The organism is Amycolatopsis sp. NPDC004169 (assembly GCF_040610315.1).
Taxonomy (GTDB): Bacteria; Actinomycetota; Actinomycetes; order Mycobacteriales; family Pseudonocardiaceae; genus Amycolatopsis.
This window is the reverse complement of the sequence record NZ_JBEXMD010000044.1, coordinates 18261-35285: the sequence shown is the minus strand read 5'-3', so window position 1 is coordinate 35285 and position 17025 is coordinate 18261. Positions and strand designations below refer to the sequence as shown.

Below are 17025 nucleotides of genomic sequence, written 5' to 3'. Positions count from 1 at the left end.
CAACAGGGGTTCGTCGCGCAAGGATGTCCGTTTGGTCCCGTTCCACTCAGGCGGGTCGCGACACACCGGCAGCAGGTAAAAGCTGCATGAACCCGCACTCCACCCAGGGTCGAAGCCGACGTGACGGCACTCGGGCGTTCGAGTGAATGGAGTACGGTCTCCTTCCCGTTGGGTAACGATTACTTCCCCGGAACCCGAACCTTTTTTCTGTTGCCGCCGAATAAGCTCCGGGAAACAGTGCGTGAACGAAATCCCGAGCCGCGGTCAGACCTTCTCGCGGACGCGGCCCTGCTTCGAGAAGTAGCCGCGGACGCTCTTCGTGCACAGCAGCACGAACAGCACGAGCAGCACCAGCGCCTGCCCCGCCTGGCCGGCCCGCATCCAGTCCGGGAACTCGGCCGCGACGATGAGGTAGACCAACCCGGCCAGCCCGAGGACGGTGATCACCATCAGCCGGACGTAGGTGCTGCGGCGGCCGAGCTTGAGCCGCCCGGCCAGCCGGACGTAGACGATGGCGATGACCAGCACCGACACCGGGCGGATCCACAGCACGCTCTCCAGTGAGGAGCGCGTCTCCGCGCGGTCGGCCGGGTTGGCCTGGCCGGTCGACTCCCAGTGCAGCACCTGGTAGTCGAGGATGCCGTCCTTGTGCAGGAAGGTGAGCACCGCGAACGCGACGCTGATCAGCAGGTTGAGGTAGAGCAGGGTGATGACCGGCCGCAGCACGCGCCCGGAGGTGTTCGAGGTGGCCATGGTTTCCCCAGTTCAGTCGGGCGCGGTGGCCCGTTCGACGATCGCGACGAGTTCGGCCGCGTAGGCGTCGACGTCGGTGTCGGGACGCCGGAGCAGTTCGGTGTGGATGCCGTCGATCGCCTGGCGGACGGTGATCGCCATGACGCGCGGGTCGAACCGGCCGAAGTCGCCGGTGCGCTGCCCCTCGCGCAGGCAGGTTTCCAGGATGTCGACGGCGCCGTGGTACCAGTCGTCGTTGCCAGCGGTGGTGGCGCCGCCACCGCCGTGGCGCAGGCTCTCGAGCAGCGCGGTGAGTTCGACCGGGTGCTCGGCGATGAACGCCAGGTTCGACTCGATGTAGGCACGCAGCTCCGCTGCCGGCCCCCGCACCGCGTCGATCCGCTCCCGCATGTAGGCGAGGCTCGTGGCCAGCACGTCCCGGACGACTTCGGCGATCAGGTCGGCCTTGCCGTCGAAGTGGTAGGAGATCATGCCGGTGCTGCTCAGCCCGGCGCGTTTCGCGATCTGTCCGAACGAAGCCTTCGCGTACCCCAGTTCACCGATGGTCTCGATCGCCGCGCGGACGATCTGCGCCCGCCGGGCGTTCTCGGTGAACGTTTTTGCTTGCACGAGCAAAAAGTAGCACGATTGAGCAAACACCCGCCAGAATGCGCTCTTTCCGCAACCGGGCGGTTGCGGTTCGTGTCGATCACGCACGAGAAAGGCCACCCCGGGGCGTCCGGGGTGGCCTTCACAGCGGTAGGGGTCAGACCTGGCGGGCCGTCGCCATCGCGCGCTCGGTCTCCCAGAACGCCCGCACCGACCGGATCAGGCCGTCGTCGCCGACGCGGTAGACGAACACGCCGTCGGTGTCGACGCGGTAGCCGCCCGGGAGGAACGTGGTGATCGTGCCGACGTTCGCCACCTCGTCGCCGCCCGCGTGGGAGTCGCGGATGGTGAACTCGAAGCGCTCGACGTTCGCGATCGTCTTGTCCCAGAACGCGCCGATGCCCTCCCGGCCGTGGTGCCCCTTGCCCTCTTCGTCGAAGAACGACGGCCCGACCGGGTCCTCGACCACCGCGTCCGGGGCGAAGAGGGCCAGCCAGCCCTCCTTGTCTCCCGCCGCCACCGCGGTCATCGACGCGAACGCCGCGCGGCGCGCCGCCGGCTGCTCCTGCCCGGTGTCCCAGCTGACCTGCACGCCCACGGCGGTCACTCCTCGAACTTCGCGATGATTTCGGTGCCGAACCTGCGGATCGCGTCGAGCTTCGGCTCGACCGGCGCGTCGAACCCGACGCCGTCGAACACCCACGGCATGGTGATCACGTCGGTGACGCCCGCTTCCGCCTGCGCGCGGTAGCCGTCCAGGCCGAAGGCGTCGATGCACACCGCCTGGTACTCGAACGGGTCGTCGGCGCGGCCCCGCTCGGCCAGCAGCTCCTTGATCCGGGCGATGGTGTCGCGCAGCTCGTCGAGCTTCATCATCGCCGAGGACCAGCCGTCGGCCACCCGGGCGGCGCGCTTCAGCGCGACTTCGGTGTGGCCGCCGATGTAGAAGGGCACCCGGCTCGGCGGCGCCGGGCTCATCTGGATCTTGTCGAAGTCGTAGAACTCGCCGTGGTACTCGACCATGCCGCCGCCGAGGATCAGCCGCAGCACGTCGATGGCCTCGTCGACCCGCTTGCCGCGCCGTTCGAACGGCACGCCGCAGTACTCGAACTCCTGCGGCAGCCAGCCGACGCCGAGCCCGAGGCCGAACCGGCCGCCGGTGAGCACCGCCGCCGAGCCGACCTGGCGGGCCAGCAGCACCGGGTTGCGGGAGCCGAGCTTCAGCACCGAGGTGTAGAAGTGGATCCGGCTGGTCACCGCCCCCATCGCCGCGGTGGCCACGAGCGGGTCGACCCAGGGGGTCTCCGCGGTCCAGAACCGGCTGCCGTCGGGGGTGTACGGGTAGTCGGTGTCCACCGTCTCGGCGTAGAAGAGCGAGTCGGGCAGGGCAATGGAGGCGAAGCCGGCCTCTTCCGCGGCGCGGGCGAGCTCGCCCAGCTGATCGAGGGGGTTCATCGCGATCGACAGGGTGAACTTCATGACCGAACTATAACGTGTTCTAGTTTACTCGGCCAGGCCTGGTGGTGGGCCCGGTCACGCTCCGGGAACCCACCGCGTAGCGTCCGCGTTGTCCGTTTCGAAGGTGACCACGTGGTCACCGAGCCCCGAACTTCCAGGAGTGGTCCATGGGCACCGCGATCTTCCTGATCGTGCTCGTCGTCGTGATCGTCGGTGGCGGCCTCTATTTCTCGCGGCAGCGCGCCGCGGCCCGGCAGCGGGAGCTGGACGACGCCAAGGCCGACGCCCGGCGCCTGGTCGAGCGGCTCGGCGGCCAGGTCCTCAACCTCAACGGCACGGACACCGCGTCGCAGCAGGCGATGGCCGACGCGAGCGAGCGCTACAACGCGGCCGGTTCGCAGCTGGAGCAGGCCCGCACGATCGAGCAGGCCCGGCTGGTCAAGGACACCGCCGTCGAGGGTCTCTACTACGTCCGCGCCGCGCGGGTCGCGATGGGCATGGACCCCGGCCCGCAGCTGCCGGAGGAGGCCGAGCGCGAGCGCGCGGGCAAGGTCACCGAGCGCCGCGAGGTCGACGTCGAGGGCCAGCACTACGCCGCTTCGCCGGAGGCCGGTCAGGACACGCCGTACTACTACCCCGGCGGTCGCGTCGCGGGTCGTCCGGTGCCGCAGGGCTGGTACAGCGAGCCGTGGTGGAAGCCCGCGCTCGTGGCCGGTGCCTGGGGTCTCGGGTCGATGTTCCTGTTCAGCGCGATGTTCTCGGGCATGAGCGGCATCGCGAGCGCCTCGGCGTGGGAGTCCGGTTACGACGCGGGCCAGCAGGACGCCCTCGAGTCCGGTGACGCGGGCGGCGACGGCGGTGACTTCGGCGGTGACGGCGGAGGCGACTTCGGCGGAGACGGCGGCGGCGACTGGGGCGGCGGCTTCGACGGGGGCGGGTTCGACGGCGGAGGCTTCGACGGCGGCGGTTTCGACTTCTGACCCCCGACGTCCGCGAGCGGCTCGTTCACCCGAACGGGCCGCTCACGGCGTTTTCAGGGCAGCTGGCACTTCGGGCACCAGTAGAGGTTGCGCCCGGCCAGCTCCGAGTTCGCCACCAGCGTCCCGCACACCAGGCACGGCTCGCCCGCGCGCCGGTAGACGTAGACCTCGCCGCCGTGGCGGTCCACCCGGCCCGCGCGGCCCATCGCCTCCGGCAGGTGCTCCGGGCGGACCGTGTCGATGCGGCCGACGCGCACGCCGTCGCGCATCAGGGTCACCAGGTCGGCCCACATCTCGTCCCACAACCCGCGGTCCAGCGCGCGGCCCGGGGTCAGCGGCGCGACGCCGTGGCGGAACAGCACCTCGGCGCGGTAGACGTTGCCGACGCCGGCGAGCACCGCCTGGTCCATCAGCAGCGCCGCGATCGACGTCTTCGACCGCGAGATGCGCGCCCAGGCCAGTTCTGGTTTCGCGTCGCGGCGCAGCGGGTCGGGGCCGAGGCGGGCCTTGATCGCGTCCGCCTGCGCGGGGTCCAGCAGCTCGCACTTCGTGGGCCCGCGCAGGTCCGTCCAATGTGTCCGGCCGGCCAGCCGCAGCCGGACCTGCCCCACCGGCTCGGGCGCGGGCAGCGGGAACTCGCCGAACGTGCCGTACAGCCCGAGGTGGATGTGCACGACACCGTGCGGGCCGTAGTCGTGGAAGAGGTGCTTGCCGTACGCCTCGGCGCCGACGAACACCTGACCGTCCAAACGGGACGCTTCGGCGGCGAACCGGCCCTGCGGGCTGCTCACCTCGACCGGCGCCCCGGCGTACCGGCGCTTGTGCAGCCGCGCGAGCCGGTGGAGCGTGTGCCCCTCGGGCATCAGGCCTCCGGCAGCGCCGGCGGCGTCCCGGTGCGCTCGTAGTCCAGCAGCTGCTGCACGCGGCGGGCGTGCCGCTCGTCCGGCGAGACCTCGGTCGCCAGGAACGCCTCGACGATCTCGACGGCTTCTTCGGCGGTGTGCATCCGGGCGCCGACCCCGATCAGCTGGGCGTGGTTGTGCTCGCGGCACAGCTTCGCAGTCTCGACGCTCCAGGCGAGGCCGGCGCGGGCGCCGGGCACCTTGTTGGCGGCGATCTGCTCACCGTTGCCCGAGCCGCCGACGACGATGCCGCGGCTGCCCTCGTCGGCCACCACGCGCAGCGCCGTCTCGACGCAGAACGCCGGGTAGTCGTCGGCCGCGTCGTAGACGTGCGGACCGATGTCGGTCACCTCGTGCCCCTGCTTCTCCAGGTGAGCCACCAGGTGGTTCTTCAGCTCGAAACCGGCATGGTCGGATCCCAAATAGACACGCACAGCCGGAAGTCTGCCACCACGGCCGGTTTCGGGCATGCTCCGGGGGTGGGGATCTGGGAGCAGACCGGCAGCGACGTGCGGCTCGACTGGGGCGCCGAAGGGGTGGCCGCACTGGGCCGCGAATGCGCGGTGCTGGTGGTGGTCGACGTGCTTTCCTTCAGCACCACCACGGACCTCGTGGTCGGCCGCGGCGGCCGCGTGCTGCCGGTCCGGTGGCGTGACGAGCGCGGGATCGCGCAGGCCCGGGCGGCCGGGGCGGTCATCGCCGGTGAGAGCGGATTCACCCTGCGGCCGTCTTCTGTGACGGACATCCCTCCTGGCACGCTGCTCGCCCTCCCCTCACCCAACGGCGCCACCCTGTGCGACGCAGCCGCGGCGACCGGAGCGAAGGTGCTCGTGGGCTGCCTGCGCAACGCCTCCGCCGTCGCGGCGAAGGCCGTCGCGCTGGGCGGCCCGGTCGGGCTGATCGCGGCCGGGGAACGCTGGGGGGTGAACATCTTCGGCGCGGGCACGACGCCGGGGCCGCTGCGGCCGTGCGTCGAGGACCAGGTGGGCGCCGGGGCGATCGCCGCCGCGCTGGCCGGGCACGGGCTTTCGCTGTCCGCCGAAGCGGCGCTCGCGGCGCGGTCCGTCGACGTCACGGCGTTGAGCAGCTGCGTGTCGGGGCGTGAGCTGACCGAAGCAGGCCACGGCGGCGACGTCGTCCTGGCCGCCCGATCCGACGTGAGCGGAACCGCTCCCGTCCTGAGCGAAGGAGTACTGGCATGACCGGCCGCTGGATCGAGGTCGCCGAGGGCGTGCACGCGCGCCGGTACGAGGAGCTGGACCTGACCGCCGGGCTGGTCGTGGGCACCGAACGCTGCCTGGTCGTCGACACGCGCGGCGACCTCGAGCAGGGCGCCGAGCTCGCCGCGGCGGTCCGGGAGGTCACGCCGCTGCCGTGGGTCGTGGTGTACACGCACGCGCACTTCGACCACGCCTGGGGCACCGAGGCGTTCCTGCCCTGCGAGGTCTGGGCGCACGAAGGCTGCGCGGCCGAGCTGAGGACGGACCTGGAGACCGTGCGCGCCAAGTGGGTCGCGCACTACCGCGCGGAGGGCAAGCCGGAGATCGCCGACGCGATCGGGCGCACGACCATCACCGGCCCGGACCACACGTTCACCGACCGCGTCGAGCTCGACCTGGGCGGCCGCACGGCCGTCCTGCTGCACCCGGGCCGCGCGCACACGAGCCACGACGTCGTGGTGCACGTCCCGGACGCGGGCGTCGTCTTCGCCGGTGATGTCGTCGAACACGCCGAAGCGGGATTCAGCGAGTATTCGTTCAGCGACGAAACGGACCTGACCGCGTGGCCGGCCGCGTTCGACCGGATCCTCGCGCTGGAGCCCCGCGTGGTGGTCCCCGGCCACGGCGACCCGGTCGACGCCGGGTTCGTCCGCTACCACCGCGACGGCCTGCACGAACTGATCACGCTGAAAGCGGGCGTGGGCCGCGGCGAGACGACCGAGGTCGCCGCCGTGGCCGCGTCCCGCTATCCCGGCGACGTCACCCTGGCCGCCCTCGCGACCCCGTGACGAGGAGAGGGGCGGTGGCCCTCTGCGCCACCGCCCCGTCCCGCGACCCCCGGCCCCGGCTCAGTCGAAGTTCAGCTCACCCGAGCGGGTGCGCTTGAGCTCGAAGAAGTCCGGGTAGCTCGCCAGCGCCACGGCGCCGTCGAACACCTTCAGCGCGGCCTCGCCCCGCGGGATCGAGGTCAGGACCGGGCCGAAGAACGCCACGCCGTCGATGTGGATCGTCGGGGTGCCGACGTCCATGCCGACCGGGTCCATGCCCTCGTGGTGGCTCTTCTTCAGCGCCTCGTCGTACTCGGTGGAGTGCGCGGCGTCGGCCAGCTCGGCCGGCGCGCCGATCGCGGCGAGGGCCTCCTTGATCACCACGTCGTAGTCCTTGGTGCCCTGGTTGTGGTAGCGGGTGCCGAACTCGGTGTAGTACTCGCGCAGCACCTCTTCGCCCTTGAGCTGCGAAAGCGCGACGGCGACCCGCACCGGGCCCCAGCCCTTCGCCAGCAGCTCCTTGTACTGCTCGGGCAGCTCGTCCCGGCCCTCGTTCAGGACCGACAGGCTCATGATCCGGAAGTGCAGATCCAGGTTGCGGTGCTTTTCCACCTCGAGGATCCAGCGGGAGGTGATCCACGCGAACGGGCAGATCGGGTCGAAGTAGAAATCGACCTTCGTGGGCTGCTCGGCAGCGGTCATTCGGGTGCTCCTGAGTGGCGTCTCGGTGTGGGCGGACCCCCACACGACGGGCCAACACCGCGCAACCCGGGGTTGTTCCCTTATCGCCCGCCACCCCGTCCCCATGATTGGATGCGGGGAGTTGAAAACCGATACCAACGACCAGAGGTGCCTGTGCCCGCCCCCAACCTGACCCGTGATCAAGCCAAGCTGCGCGCGGATCTGCTCGACGTCACCGGCTACGACATCGAGCTCGATCTGACCGACGGCCACGGCGGCCCCGGGGAGAAGACCTTCGCGTCGACGACGACCGTCCGGTTCTCCAGCGCCCGGGCCGGCGAATCGACGTGGGTCGACATCGTCGCCGACCGCGTGCACTCGGCGACCCTGAACGGCGCGGACGTCGACGTCAGCGCGTACGTCGAGGACAAGGGCATCGCGCTGGCCGGGCTGGCCGAGTCCAACGAGCTCACGGTGACCGCCGACTGCCGGTACATGAACACCGGCGAAGGCCTGCACCGGTTCGTCGACCCGGTCGACGACGGCGTCTACCTGTACACGCAGTTCGAGACGGCGGACGCCAAGCGCATGTTCGCCTGCTTCGACCAGCCGGACCTGAAGTCGGTCTACCGGCTCACGGTGATCGCGCCGAAGGACTGGAAGGTCGTCTCCAACGCCATCGCCGAGTCCGCCGAAGAGACGCCGGAAGGCGCCGTCCGCACGGTGTTCCGCGAGTCCGAGCGGATCTCCACCTACCTCGTCGCGCTGGTCGCCGGCCCGTACTCCGAATGGCACGACGAGTACACCGACGACCACAAGACGATCCCGCTCGGCATCTACTGCCGCGCGTCGCTGGCCGAGCACATGGACGCCGACCGCCTCTTCACCGAGACCAAGCAGGGCTTCGGCTTCTACCACGAGAAGTTCGGCACGCCCTACCCGTTCTCCAAGTACGACCAGCTGTTCGTGCCGGAGTTCAACGCGGGCGCGATGGAGAACGCCGGCGCGGTGACGTTCCTGGAGGACTACGTCTTCCGCAGCCGCGTCACCCGCTACGCCTACGAGCGGCGCGCCGAGACGCTGCTGCACGAGATGGCGCACATGTGGTTCGGCGACCTGGTCACCATGCGCTGGTGGGACGACCTGTGGCTGAACGAGTCGTTCGCGACCTTCGCGAGCGTGCTGGCCCAGGCCGAGGCGACCGAGTACAAGAACGCCTGGACGAGCTTCGCGAACATCGAGAAGTCGTGGGCGTACCGGCAGGACCAGCTGCCCTCGACGCACCCGATCGCGGCCGACATCGTCGACCTGCACGCGGTCGAGGTCAACTTCGACGGCATCACCTACGCCAAGGGCGCGAGCGTGCTCAAGCAGCTCGTCGCCTACGTCGGCCTCGACCACTTCCTCGACGGCCTCAAGGTGTACTTCGGCAAGCACGCCTGGGGCAACGCCACGCTGGCCGACCTGCTCGGCGCGCTGGAGGAGGCGTCCGGCCGCGACCTGTCGTGGTGGAGCGCGCAGTGGCTGGAGACGACCGGGCTCAACTCGCTGAGCCCGCGCTACGAGGTCGGCGCGGACGGCACGTTCACCTCGTTCGCCGTCGTGCAGTCGGGCGCGAAGCCGGGCGCCGGCGAGCTGCGCACGCACCGCGTGGCCGTGGGTGTCTACGACGAGGACGCGTCCGGCAAGATCGTCCGGACCCAGCGGGTCGAGCTGGACGTCGACGGCGAGCGCACCGAGGTACCGGACCTGGTCGGCCGCCCGGCGGGCAAACTGGTCCTGGTCAACGACGACGACCTGACGTACTGCACGATGCGCCTCGACCCGGCGTCCCTGACGACGCTGATCGACCGCATCGCGGACATCACCGAGCCCCTCCCCCGCACCCTGTGCTGGTCGGCGGCGTGGGAGATGACCCGCGAGGCCGAGCTGAAGGCCCGCGACTTCGTGACGCTGGTCCAGCGAGGGATCCACACGGAGTCCGAGGTCGGCGTGGTCCAGCGCCTGCTGCTGCAGGCCCAGACGGCGCTGAACTCGTACGCGGAGCAGGAGTGGGCGGTCTCTCGCGGGTGGCCGGCGTTCACCGCGCGGCTGCTGGAGCTGGTCCGGGGCGCCGAGCCGGGTTCGGACCACCAGCTGGCGTTCGTGAACTCGCTGGCCGGCTCGGTCCTGGACGACGCCACGCTGGCGGTGCTGTCCGGTTGGCTGGACGGCTCGGCCCCGCTGGAGGGCCTGACGGTGGACACGGACCTGCGCTGGCGCCTCCTGCACGCACTGGTGGCCCACGGGAAGGCGGCGGCACCGGAGATCGACGCCGAGCTGGAGCGCGACAACACGGCCACCGGTCGCCGCCAGGCCGAGCGAGCCCGAGCCCTCCGCCCGGAACCGGAGGCCAAGGCGGACGCGTGGCAGCGAGCGGTGTACGACGACGAGCTCCCGAACGCGGTGAGCGACTCGCTCATCTCGGGCTTCTCCCACCCGGGCCAGAAGGCACTGCTGGGCTCGTACGTGGCGAAGTACTTCGAGGTGATCGACGAGGTGTGGCAGCGCCGTTCGAGCGAGCGGGCCCAGCCGATCGCAATCGGGCTGTACCCGTCATGGGCGGTGGCCCCGGAGACGGTGACGGCCTCGGACGAGTGGCTGAAGGGTGAACACCCCCAGGCTTTGCGCCGGTTGGTTTCGGAAGGCCGCGCGGGGATCGTCCGGGCTTTGGCGGCGCGGGACTTCGACGCCCAGGCCTGAGTTCCCGGGGGTCGGGCGTGCTGCGGCGCAGCCCGGCCCCCGGCGTGGCCCGCTGGGGCATGGCCCCTCAGCAGCGCCGCCCCGGCACGGCCCGCCCTCCCTGGGGGCTGCCCCCGCTTCCAGCGTATCGAGCCCAACCGACAAAAACCGGCAACCGACCGCCGGCCGCCCACCGGTTGTCCACAACACCGCAGCCCTGGGGATACCGAGCCAAACCCAGGTCCGAACGCGAAACGGCCCCGCACCAGCAGGTGCGGGGCCGTTCGCTTGCGAAGATCAGCGGGGCGCGGGCCGATCACTTCCGAAGATCAGCGCGGCGCGGGGCCTGCCTGGTCGGACAGCATGCGCAGCGCGTTCACCAGGCCGTTGACCAGTCCGCGGATCAGGTCGCCCTCCTTGAACGAGGCCACCATGCTCGCCACCGCCAGCTTGGCGCCGCGGTCCGGCAGGCGCAGGTGCGCCGCCTTGCCGGTCACGATCTCGATGACCCGCTCACCCGGCGAAACCGCGATCAGCACCGAGTTCGCCGGATCGGCCGTCGTCGAGTGCAGCTTCTCCGCCGTCACCCGGCTCTCGGCCCCGAGCTCGCCGAGGTACAGGCTGAAGTCCAGCCCGGTCTCGCGCGAAGCGAACGTCAAGGCCTCGTCGAGGCGGGCCAGCTGCCGCGTGTTGAACGGCCCGGACGGCGCCTCCGGCTCGTACATCTTGGCCGCGGACACCCGTCCGGTGGCCATCAGCGCCTCGCCGTAGCCCAGCTCGGACTCGTCGACACGCTTCGTCAGCTCACCAGTTGCCACGAGCGCCTCCCGCCGCGGTCGGAGCGCCCTCGGGCGCGCTGTTCTCGATACCGGCGTGCCGGTGGGCGGTGCCCGCCCCTTCGGGGTTGGCGCTCCACCACATAGCCGGGTATTCCCAGGCCTGGCCGGACCGGTGCCGCGGGGCACCGCCGGACCGGCGCCGGAGCGTCAGCAGCCCGGCGAGGCCGTAGATGGCCAGCGGGATCACGGCGAAGACCACGATCGTCTCGACAACGTTCACGGCGCTGAGCGTATCGGATGACCTCCGCACCCACCGCGCGCGGCGCACTCGACCGTTCGTCGTAAGCCGACCGCCGTCCGCCGCTTGGCTCGCGGCCACTGGAACGTTGGGGCGAAGACCGTCGGGCCGAAAGGTTGCAACTCAACGTACAGGCGGCCGCACCCGCCGCTGTCGTCTTGTCCGGGCCTTGAAATCCTCGTAGCTTTTTCACCTGTACGGGCCTTGCGCCCCGCTCCCCAGCCCCAGCAGGTAACGCACCGGTCCCAGGAGGCCTTGCCATGAACAGCGTCCACACGCCCGCACAGGCGATCACCGAGACCTTCTCGTCACCGAGCGACACCGAATTCGTGCCCGGAACGCGTGTGACGGCGGGCACAAGGGTTACCCGCGGTACACGCGTCACTCGCGGTACACGCGTGACAGCCGGCACGCGCGTCACGGCGGGCACCCGGGTGACGGCGGGCACGCGAGTCACCCGAGGGACCCGGGTCACGCGTGGCACGCGCGTCACGATGGGCACGCGTGTGACGGCCGGCACGCGAGTCACCTGCGGCACCCGCGTCACGCGAGGCACCCGGGTCACGCGCGGCACGCGCGTCACCATGGGCACTCGCGTCACCTGCCAGAGCGACTACACGCTCGCTGCCTGACCCGTACTCCAGGGACGCGCACCACCTGAGCGCAAGCACCCGGCTCGCCCCGGCCGCCGCACAGGCAGCCGGGGCGCCGGCTTGTCCGGGGGGCTCCACCCCCGTGCATCAGGCGGCGGAGCCGAGGTACGGCCGCCAGAGCGGGTCGGCCTCCTTGGAGTGGGCGAGCAGCCGCCAGTGCGGGCCGTGGGGCGCCCGCGGGACGATCCGCAGCCGCCAGCCGATCTCCGAGAGCAGCCGGTCCGCCTTGCGGTGGTTGCACTTGGCGCAGCAGGCGACGCAATTGGTCCAGCTGTGGGGGCCGCCCCGGCTGCGCGGGACGACGTGGTCGATCGTCTCGGCCCGTCCTCCGCAGTAGGCGCAGCGGTACCGGTCGCGGTGCATCAGCCCCGCACGGGTCAGCGGTACCTGCGCGCGATACGGTACGCGCACGTACGTGCTGAGGCGGATCACCGAGGGCACCGGCAGCGAGACCTTCGCCGAGTGCAGCTCGATCCCGCCGGGGTCACCGTGGACCACTTCGGCCTTGCCGCACATCACGAGCACGACGGCGCGCCGCAGCGGCAACGCCGTCAGCGGCTCGAAGGTGGCGTTGAGCAGGAGCACCCGGCGCCGGCCCCAGGCCGGGGCAGCCGGATCACGGCCTCTACTACGCTGTCCGGGCGGGCGGGTCACTCCCCCTGGGCGGGTCCCCGGCCCGGCCGGGACGGTTCCGCCGGATGCGGAACCCCCCGGATAGGCACGCAGAACCACCTCTGGCGCCTCGTCGGCCGTGGCTTGGCCGGAGACGCCGCGGGGGCTGGGTTGTCGGTCTGGCACTCGACCACCTCCAGGGGCGTAGGCATAGTCGACCACAGAACAGGCCCCCAGCGCACGTGTGTTACAAGACGTGTCACATCCACGCGACCCAACATCCACTCGGCGTTGGGGTGCCCGACCCGATCGGAAGGATGAACTGAACCCCGTGCTCTCCCTGCTCCCCTCCGCCGATCCGCCGCCGTGCCTGAAGGACCCCAGCACGTTCTGTTACCAGGTGTACGACGTCACGAACAACGCGTGGCTGGCGGGCTCGGCGAACTGGCTGATCACCAAGCCGGTCAAGATCCTGATGATCATCGTCATCGCGTTCCTGGTCCGCATGCTGGTGCGGCGGCTGATCAACCGCGTCACGACGCTGCCGAAGACGGGCGGCAAGCTCCCGTCGATGCTGCGGCCCCTGCGCGAGCGCGCGCCGGAGGTGCTCGGCTCCGCGGTGATCGAACGGCGCCGCCAGCGCGCGAAGACCATCGGCTCGGTGCTGAAGTCGATGGCGACGTTCCTGATCTACGGCCTGGCGTTCATCCTCGTGCTGGGCGAACTCGGCATCAACCTGGGCCCGATCATCGCCTCGGCGGGCATCATCGGCGTCGCCATCGGGTTCGGCGCGCAAAACCTGGTCAAGGACTTCCTGTCCGGGATCTTCATGATGGTCGAGGACCAGTACGGCGTGGGTGACGTCGTGGACGTCGGCGAAGCGTCCGGCACGGTCGAGTCCGTCGGCCTGCGGATCACGACGTTGCGCGACGTCAAGGGCACGGTCTGGTACGTCCGCAACGGCGAAGTGCTGCGCGTCGGCAACTCGAGCCAGGGCTTCGCGGTGGCCGTGGTCGACGTGCCCCTTGGCTACACGGCGGACGTCGAGCGCGCGGCGACGGTGCTCGCGGACGCGGCCTCGGCGGCCACGGAGGGTGACGCGCTCAAGGACAACGTCCTCGAGCCGCCGGAGATGCTGGGTGTGGAAAGCGTCACACCGGAGGGCATCCAGCTGCGCCTGACGGTGAAGGTCCGCCCGGGCAAGCAGTGGGCGGTGCAGCGGGCGCTGCGGGCCCAGCTGCTGGCGGCCCTGGAGGAGGCGGGCTTCGACCCGCCGCTCGGCCGCCTGTTCCCGCCCGCGGCCCCGGCGGCCGAAAAGAAGTGACTCGGCTCGAGCGAGCCGCGGCGTCCGGGGGTGCGGACGCCGCGGCCCCGCTCGCCGCGCATCGTCCGCATGCTGCCGTGAGCCGCGGTTACGCTGGGAAACGGATTTGCGACCATCCGGTATCACCGGACCGGGCGTCGGGAAGCCGTACCCCAAGGGCAAAATGGAAGGCGTGTCTGCAGTGAGCGAACCGGCGAACCTCTACGAAGCGGTCGGCGGCGAACCGACCTTCCGCCGGATCGTCGGGCGGTTCTACGAGGAGGTCGCGCGCGACGAGGTCCTGCGCCCCCTCTACCCCGAGGAGGACCTCGGGCCGGCCGAGGAGCGGTTCCGGCTGTTCCTCATCCAGTACTGGGGCGGCCCGCACACCTACTCCGACCAGCGCGGCCACCCGCGGCTGCGGATGCGGCACGCGCCGTTCAAGATCGGGCCGCTCGAGCGGGACGCCTGGCTGCGGTGCATCCGGATCGCCGTCGACGAAGAAAACCTCGAAGAACCCTACCGGGGGCAGCTGTGGGCCTACCTGGAGATGGCGGCGCACAGCATGATGAACAGCTTCGTATGAGACAGGAAGCCTGGTGGCGCGATGCCGTCTTCTACCAGGTCTACGTGCGCTCGTTCGCCGATTCGGACGGTGACGGCGTCGGGGACCTGGAAGGCATCCACGCCCGGCTCGGTTACCTGGAGCTGCTGGGCGTCGACGCGCTGTGGCTGACGCCGTTCTATCGCTCCCCCATGGCCGACCACGGCTACGACATCGCCGACCCGCGGGACGTCGACCCGATGTTCGGCACCCTCGGCGACTTCGACGTGCTGCTCACCGAGGCGCACAAGCGCGGCATCAAGGTGACCGTCGACGTCGTCCCCAACCACACCAGCAACCAGCACGCCTGGTTCAAGTCGGCGATGGCCGCGGCACCGGGCAGCCCGGAGCGCGACCGGTACGTCTTCCGCGACGGCGTCGGCCCGAAGGGCGAGGACCCGCCGAACAACTGGGTCAGCGCCTTCGGCGGCCCGGCCTGGACCCGCGTGCCGGACGGCCAGTGGTACCTGCACCTGTTCGCGCCGCAGCAGCCGGACCTGAACTGGGCCAATCCCGAGGTCGCCGCCGACCTGGAACGCACCCTGCGGTTCTGGCTGGAACGCGGCGTCGACGGCTTCCGCATCGACGTCGCCCACGGCATGGCGAAGCCGCCCGGCCTGCCGGACATGGACCCGCGCGCGGACGCGCTGGGGCCGAGCCACTACTACGACCCGCGCTGGGACAACGACGGCGTCCACGAGATCCACCAGATGATCCGCAAGGTGCTCGACGAGTTCCCGGACGCGATGGCGGTCGGCGAGATCTGGGTGACCGACGAGGAGCGCCTGTCGCGCTACCTGCGGCCGGACGAGCTGCACCTGGCGTTCAACTTCCGCCTGGTGCTCACCCACTTCGACGCCGACGCGATGCGCACGGCCATCGAGCGGTCCCTGGCGGTCCCGGCCCGAACGGGCGCCCCGGCGACCTGGACGCTGGGCAACCACGACGTCTGGCGCCAGGTCAGCCGCTACGGCGGCGGCGCCACCGGAGTCCGCCGAGCCCGGGCGATGGCCCTGGTCGAGCTGGCCCTGCCGGGCGCGATCTACCTGTACAACGGCGAAGAGCTGGGGCTGGCGAACGTCGAGCTGGCCGCATCGGACATGGCGGACCCACGAGCGAAGACGAGCGGCCCCGAGTTCGGCCGCGACGTCGCCCGGGTGCCCCTGCCGTGGGAGGGCGACCTGCCGCCGTTCGGTTTCTCGCGCAACCCCCGCACGTGGCTGCCGATGCCGGCATCGTGGGCGGGGCTGACGGTGGAGAAGCAGATCGAGGACGCGGACTCGACGCTGTCCCTGTACCGCGCGGCGATCGAGCTGCGGAAGACGCATCCGGCGTTCAGCGGCGACGAGCTGGAGTGGTACGGCGCCCCGGCGGGGTGCTTCGCCTTCCGCCGGCGCGGGGGTGGGCTGGTGTGCGCTTTGAACACGTCGGCTTCGCCGATTGCGCTGCCGCCTGGTGAGGTGCTGTTGTCGAGCAGCCCGCTGGTGGAGGGGAAGCTGCCGGCGGATGCGGCTGCTTGGCTGGTCTGAGGTGCTGTCGTCGAGCGACCCGCTCGTGGAGGGCAAGCTGCCAGCAGATTCGGCCGCCTGGCTCGTGGAGGAGAAGCTGCCCGCAGATTCGGCCGTCTGGCTCGTCTGAGATGCCGTCGTCGAGCGACCCGCTCGTGGAGTGCAAGCTGCCAGCAGATTCGGCCGCCTGGCTCGTGGAGGAGAAGCTGCCCGCAGATTCGGCCATCTGGCTCGTCTGAGATGCCGTCGTCGAGCGACCCGCTCGTGGAGGGCGAGCTACCCGCGAACTCAGCCGCCGGGCTTGTCCGAGGCACCCTTCCACAATGCCCGTGGCGTGGGGACAACTCGAGCCGTCGGCCCCTTCGTCCGGCCTTTCCGTCGGTCGCTGCCGATACGCTGGAAGCGGGGGCAGCCCCCAGGGAGGGCGGGCCGTGCGCGGCGCGGGAGCTCAGCCCGGCCGGTTGCCCGAGCGGTCGTCGAAGGCGCTGCTGGCCAGCCACGATGCTGGACATGGGAGGTGCACCGGGAGTGCCACCGGACGCTGGGACGAGGCTTTCAGACTCACTCTGCCCACTGGCACACGGTCGTTGAGCTGCGAGGTCCGGACCGCCGGATGAGGCGCGCTGGCGGAGCAAACCACCCCGGACCCGACCGCCGAGCGAGCCGCAGTCCTCGAACACCCCCTGACGGGAACAAACCACCCCGGACCAAACCGCCGGGTGAGGTGCGGTTGTGGAGCAGCCCACTGATGGGCGGGCAAGCCGCCCCCGGACTCAGCCGCCGGGCTCGTCCGAGGCGGTCTTCCACAATCCACGCGGGGTGTGGACAGCTCGGGCCGTCGGCCCTTTCGCCCGGGATTTCCGTCGGTCACTGCCGATACGCTGGAAGCGGGGGCAGCCCCCAGGGAGGGCGGGCCGTGCGCGGCGCGGGAACTCAGCCCGTCTGGTTACCCGACCCGTCGTCGAAAGCGCCGCTGGCCAGCCAAGCCACCAGTGCCGCGGCCTGGAGGTAGGGCGCCGCCTGGGCGGCCGCCCGGCCCGCCGCACGCGTGCGGCCCCACCTCTCAGGTCTTTCCGCGGGCTCCGGCGCCCGCTCGCCCGCCGGACCCGTCCGGTCCTGCCGCCAGTGCGGCTCCGGAACTCGGACCTCGTCGAGGAAGTCCGCGGTCGGGTCTTCGTCCGGGGTCATGCCTCCAGGC

At 70.9% G+C, this 17025-nt stretch carries 20 protein-coding genes; 9 read left to right on the top strand and 11 right to left on the bottom strand.

Features of this window, described 5'->3' with window-relative positions:
• Positions 1 to 264: 264 nt before the first annotated feature.
• The 4 genes from ABZX11_RS39430 to ABZX11_RS39415 form a co-directional block, all read right to left on the bottom strand.
• Entirely contained in the window at positions 265 to 753 is a 489-nt protein-coding gene (locus ABZX11_RS39430) for a hypothetical protein (protein ID WP_354923253.1), read from the bottom strand.
• Between the two features lie 12 nt (positions 754 to 765).
• Positions 766 to 1362 carry a TetR/AcrR family transcriptional regulator gene (locus ABZX11_RS39425; RefSeq protein WP_254896890.1) on the bottom strand — a complete coding sequence of 199 codons (597 nt, stop codon included), beginning with the start codon at positions 1360 to 1362 and terminating at the stop codon, positions 766 to 768.
• Positions 1363 to 1498: 136 nt separating this feature from the next.
• Entirely contained in the window at positions 1499 to 1939 is a 441-nt protein-coding gene (locus ABZX11_RS39420) for a nuclear transport factor 2 family protein (protein ID WP_354923311.1), read from the bottom strand.
• A 5-nt stretch (positions 1940 to 1944) separates the two neighbouring features.
• Positions 1945 to 2820 (bottom strand): TIGR03619 family F420-dependent LLM class oxidoreductase, encoded by an 876-nt coding sequence (locus ABZX11_RS39415; RefSeq protein WP_354923250.1) that lies wholly within the window; start codon positions 2818 to 2820, stop codon positions 1945 to 1947.
• A 146-nt stretch (positions 2821 to 2966) separates the two neighbouring features.
• Between ABZX11_RS39415 and ABZX11_RS39410 the strand changes: the two genes are divergently transcribed.
• Positions 2967 to 3779, top strand: a complete 813-nt coding sequence (locus tag ABZX11_RS39410; RefSeq protein ID WP_354923247.1) for a hypothetical protein — start codon at positions 2967 to 2969, stop codon at positions 3777 to 3779.
• Between the two features lie 53 nt (positions 3780 to 3832).
• Here the strand turns inward: ABZX11_RS39410 and ABZX11_RS39405 are convergent, their stop codons facing one another.
• Complete coding sequence (locus ABZX11_RS39405; protein WP_354923244.1) at positions 3833 to 4642, bottom strand: DNA-formamidopyrimidine glycosylase family protein; 810 nt, start codon at positions 4640 to 4642, stop codon at positions 3833 to 3835.
• A complete protein-coding gene (locus tag ABZX11_RS39400) occupies positions 4642 to 5115 on the bottom strand; it encodes a ribose-5-phosphate isomerase (protein WP_176171902.1) in 474 nt (157 codons plus the stop codon). The genes ABZX11_RS39405 and ABZX11_RS39400 overlap by 1 nt, the downstream gene beginning before the upstream one ends.
• A 51-nt stretch (positions 5116 to 5166) precedes the next feature.
• On the opposite strand from ABZX11_RS39400, the gene ABZX11_RS39395 reads away from it, so the two are divergent.
• Together ABZX11_RS39395 and ABZX11_RS39390 are read left to right on the top strand one after the other, a co-directional pair.
• On the top strand, positions 5167 to 5883 hold the full coding sequence (locus tag ABZX11_RS39395) for a 2-phosphosulfolactate phosphatase (protein ID WP_354923308.1): 717 nt from the start codon (positions 5167 to 5169) through the stop codon (positions 5881 to 5883).
• Entirely contained in the window at positions 5880 to 6689 is an 810-nt protein-coding gene (locus ABZX11_RS39390; protein ID WP_176171904.1) for an MBL fold metallo-hydrolase, read from the top strand. Before ABZX11_RS39395 ends, ABZX11_RS39390 begins: the two co-directional genes overlap by 4 nt.
• Positions 6690 to 6749: 60 nt before the next feature.
• Here the strand turns inward: ABZX11_RS39390 and ABZX11_RS39385 are convergent, their stop codons facing one another.
• A complete protein-coding gene (locus ABZX11_RS39385; RefSeq protein ID WP_176171905.1) occupies positions 6750 to 7370 on the bottom strand; it encodes a DsbA family protein in 621 nt (206 codons plus the stop codon).
• Between the two features lie 153 nt (positions 7371 to 7523).
• On the opposite strand from ABZX11_RS39385, the gene pepN reads away from it, so the two are divergent.
• Complete coding sequence (gene pepN / locus ABZX11_RS39380; protein ID WP_354923305.1) at positions 7524 to 10091, top strand: aminopeptidase N; 2568 nt, start codon at positions 7524 to 7526, stop codon at positions 10089 to 10091.
• Positions 10092 to 10399: 308 nt separating this feature from the next.
• On the opposite strand, the gene ABZX11_RS39375 is transcribed toward pepN, so the two are convergent.
• The gene (locus tag ABZX11_RS39375; protein WP_354923239.1) at positions 10400 to 10888 is read right to left on the bottom strand and encodes a DUF5130 family protein; all 489 of its coding nucleotides are present in this window, start codon (positions 10886 to 10888) and stop codon (positions 10400 to 10402) included.
• A complete protein-coding gene (locus ABZX11_RS39370) occupies positions 10875 to 11129 on the bottom strand; it encodes a hypothetical protein (protein WP_176171907.1) in 255 nt (84 codons plus the stop codon). The genes ABZX11_RS39375 and ABZX11_RS39370 overlap by 14 nt, the downstream gene beginning before the upstream one ends.
• A 278-nt stretch (positions 11130 to 11407) precedes the next feature.
• Between ABZX11_RS39370 and ABZX11_RS39365 the strand changes: the two genes are divergently transcribed.
• On the top strand, positions 11408 to 11779 hold the full coding sequence (locus ABZX11_RS39365; RefSeq protein ID WP_254896891.1) for a hypothetical protein: 372 nt from the start codon (positions 11408 to 11410) through the stop codon (positions 11777 to 11779).
• 108 nt (positions 11780 to 11887) lie between these two features.
• On the opposite strand, the gene ABZX11_RS39360 is transcribed toward ABZX11_RS39365, so the two are convergent.
• Entirely contained in the window at positions 11888 to 12385 is a 498-nt protein-coding gene (locus tag ABZX11_RS39360) for an HNH endonuclease (RefSeq protein ID WP_176171908.1), read from the bottom strand.
• A 367-nt stretch (positions 12386 to 12752) separates the two neighbouring features.
• Between ABZX11_RS39360 and ABZX11_RS39355 the strand changes: the two genes are divergently transcribed.
• From ABZX11_RS39355 to ABZX11_RS39340, 4 genes are all read left to right on the top strand, one after another.
• Positions 12753 to 13736, top strand: a complete 984-nt coding sequence (locus ABZX11_RS39355; RefSeq protein WP_254897470.1) for a mechanosensitive ion channel family protein — start codon at positions 12753 to 12755, stop codon at positions 13734 to 13736.
• Between the two features lie 181 nt (positions 13737 to 13917).
• On the top strand, positions 13918 to 14301 hold the full coding sequence (locus ABZX11_RS39350) for a globin (RefSeq protein ID WP_354923302.1): 384 nt from the start codon (positions 13918 to 13920) through the stop codon (positions 14299 to 14301).
• Positions 14298 to 15848, top strand: coding sequence for a glycoside hydrolase family 13 protein (locus ABZX11_RS39345; protein ID WP_176171910.1), 1551 nt, complete (start codon positions 14298 to 14300; stop codon positions 15846 to 15848). The genes ABZX11_RS39350 and ABZX11_RS39345 overlap by 4 nt, the downstream gene beginning before the upstream one ends.
• A complete protein-coding gene (locus tag ABZX11_RS39340; protein WP_354923234.1) occupies positions 15826 to 15957 on the top strand; it encodes a hypothetical protein in 132 nt (43 codons plus the stop codon). Before ABZX11_RS39345 ends, ABZX11_RS39340 begins: the two co-directional genes overlap by 23 nt.
• An 803-nt stretch (positions 15958 to 16760) precedes the next feature.
• Here ABZX11_RS39340 and ABZX11_RS39335 read toward each other — a convergent pair.
• A complete protein-coding gene (locus ABZX11_RS39335; protein WP_354923231.1) occupies positions 16761 to 17015 on the bottom strand; it encodes a hypothetical protein in 255 nt (84 codons plus the stop codon).
• Positions 17016 to 17025: the final 10 nt, after the last annotated feature.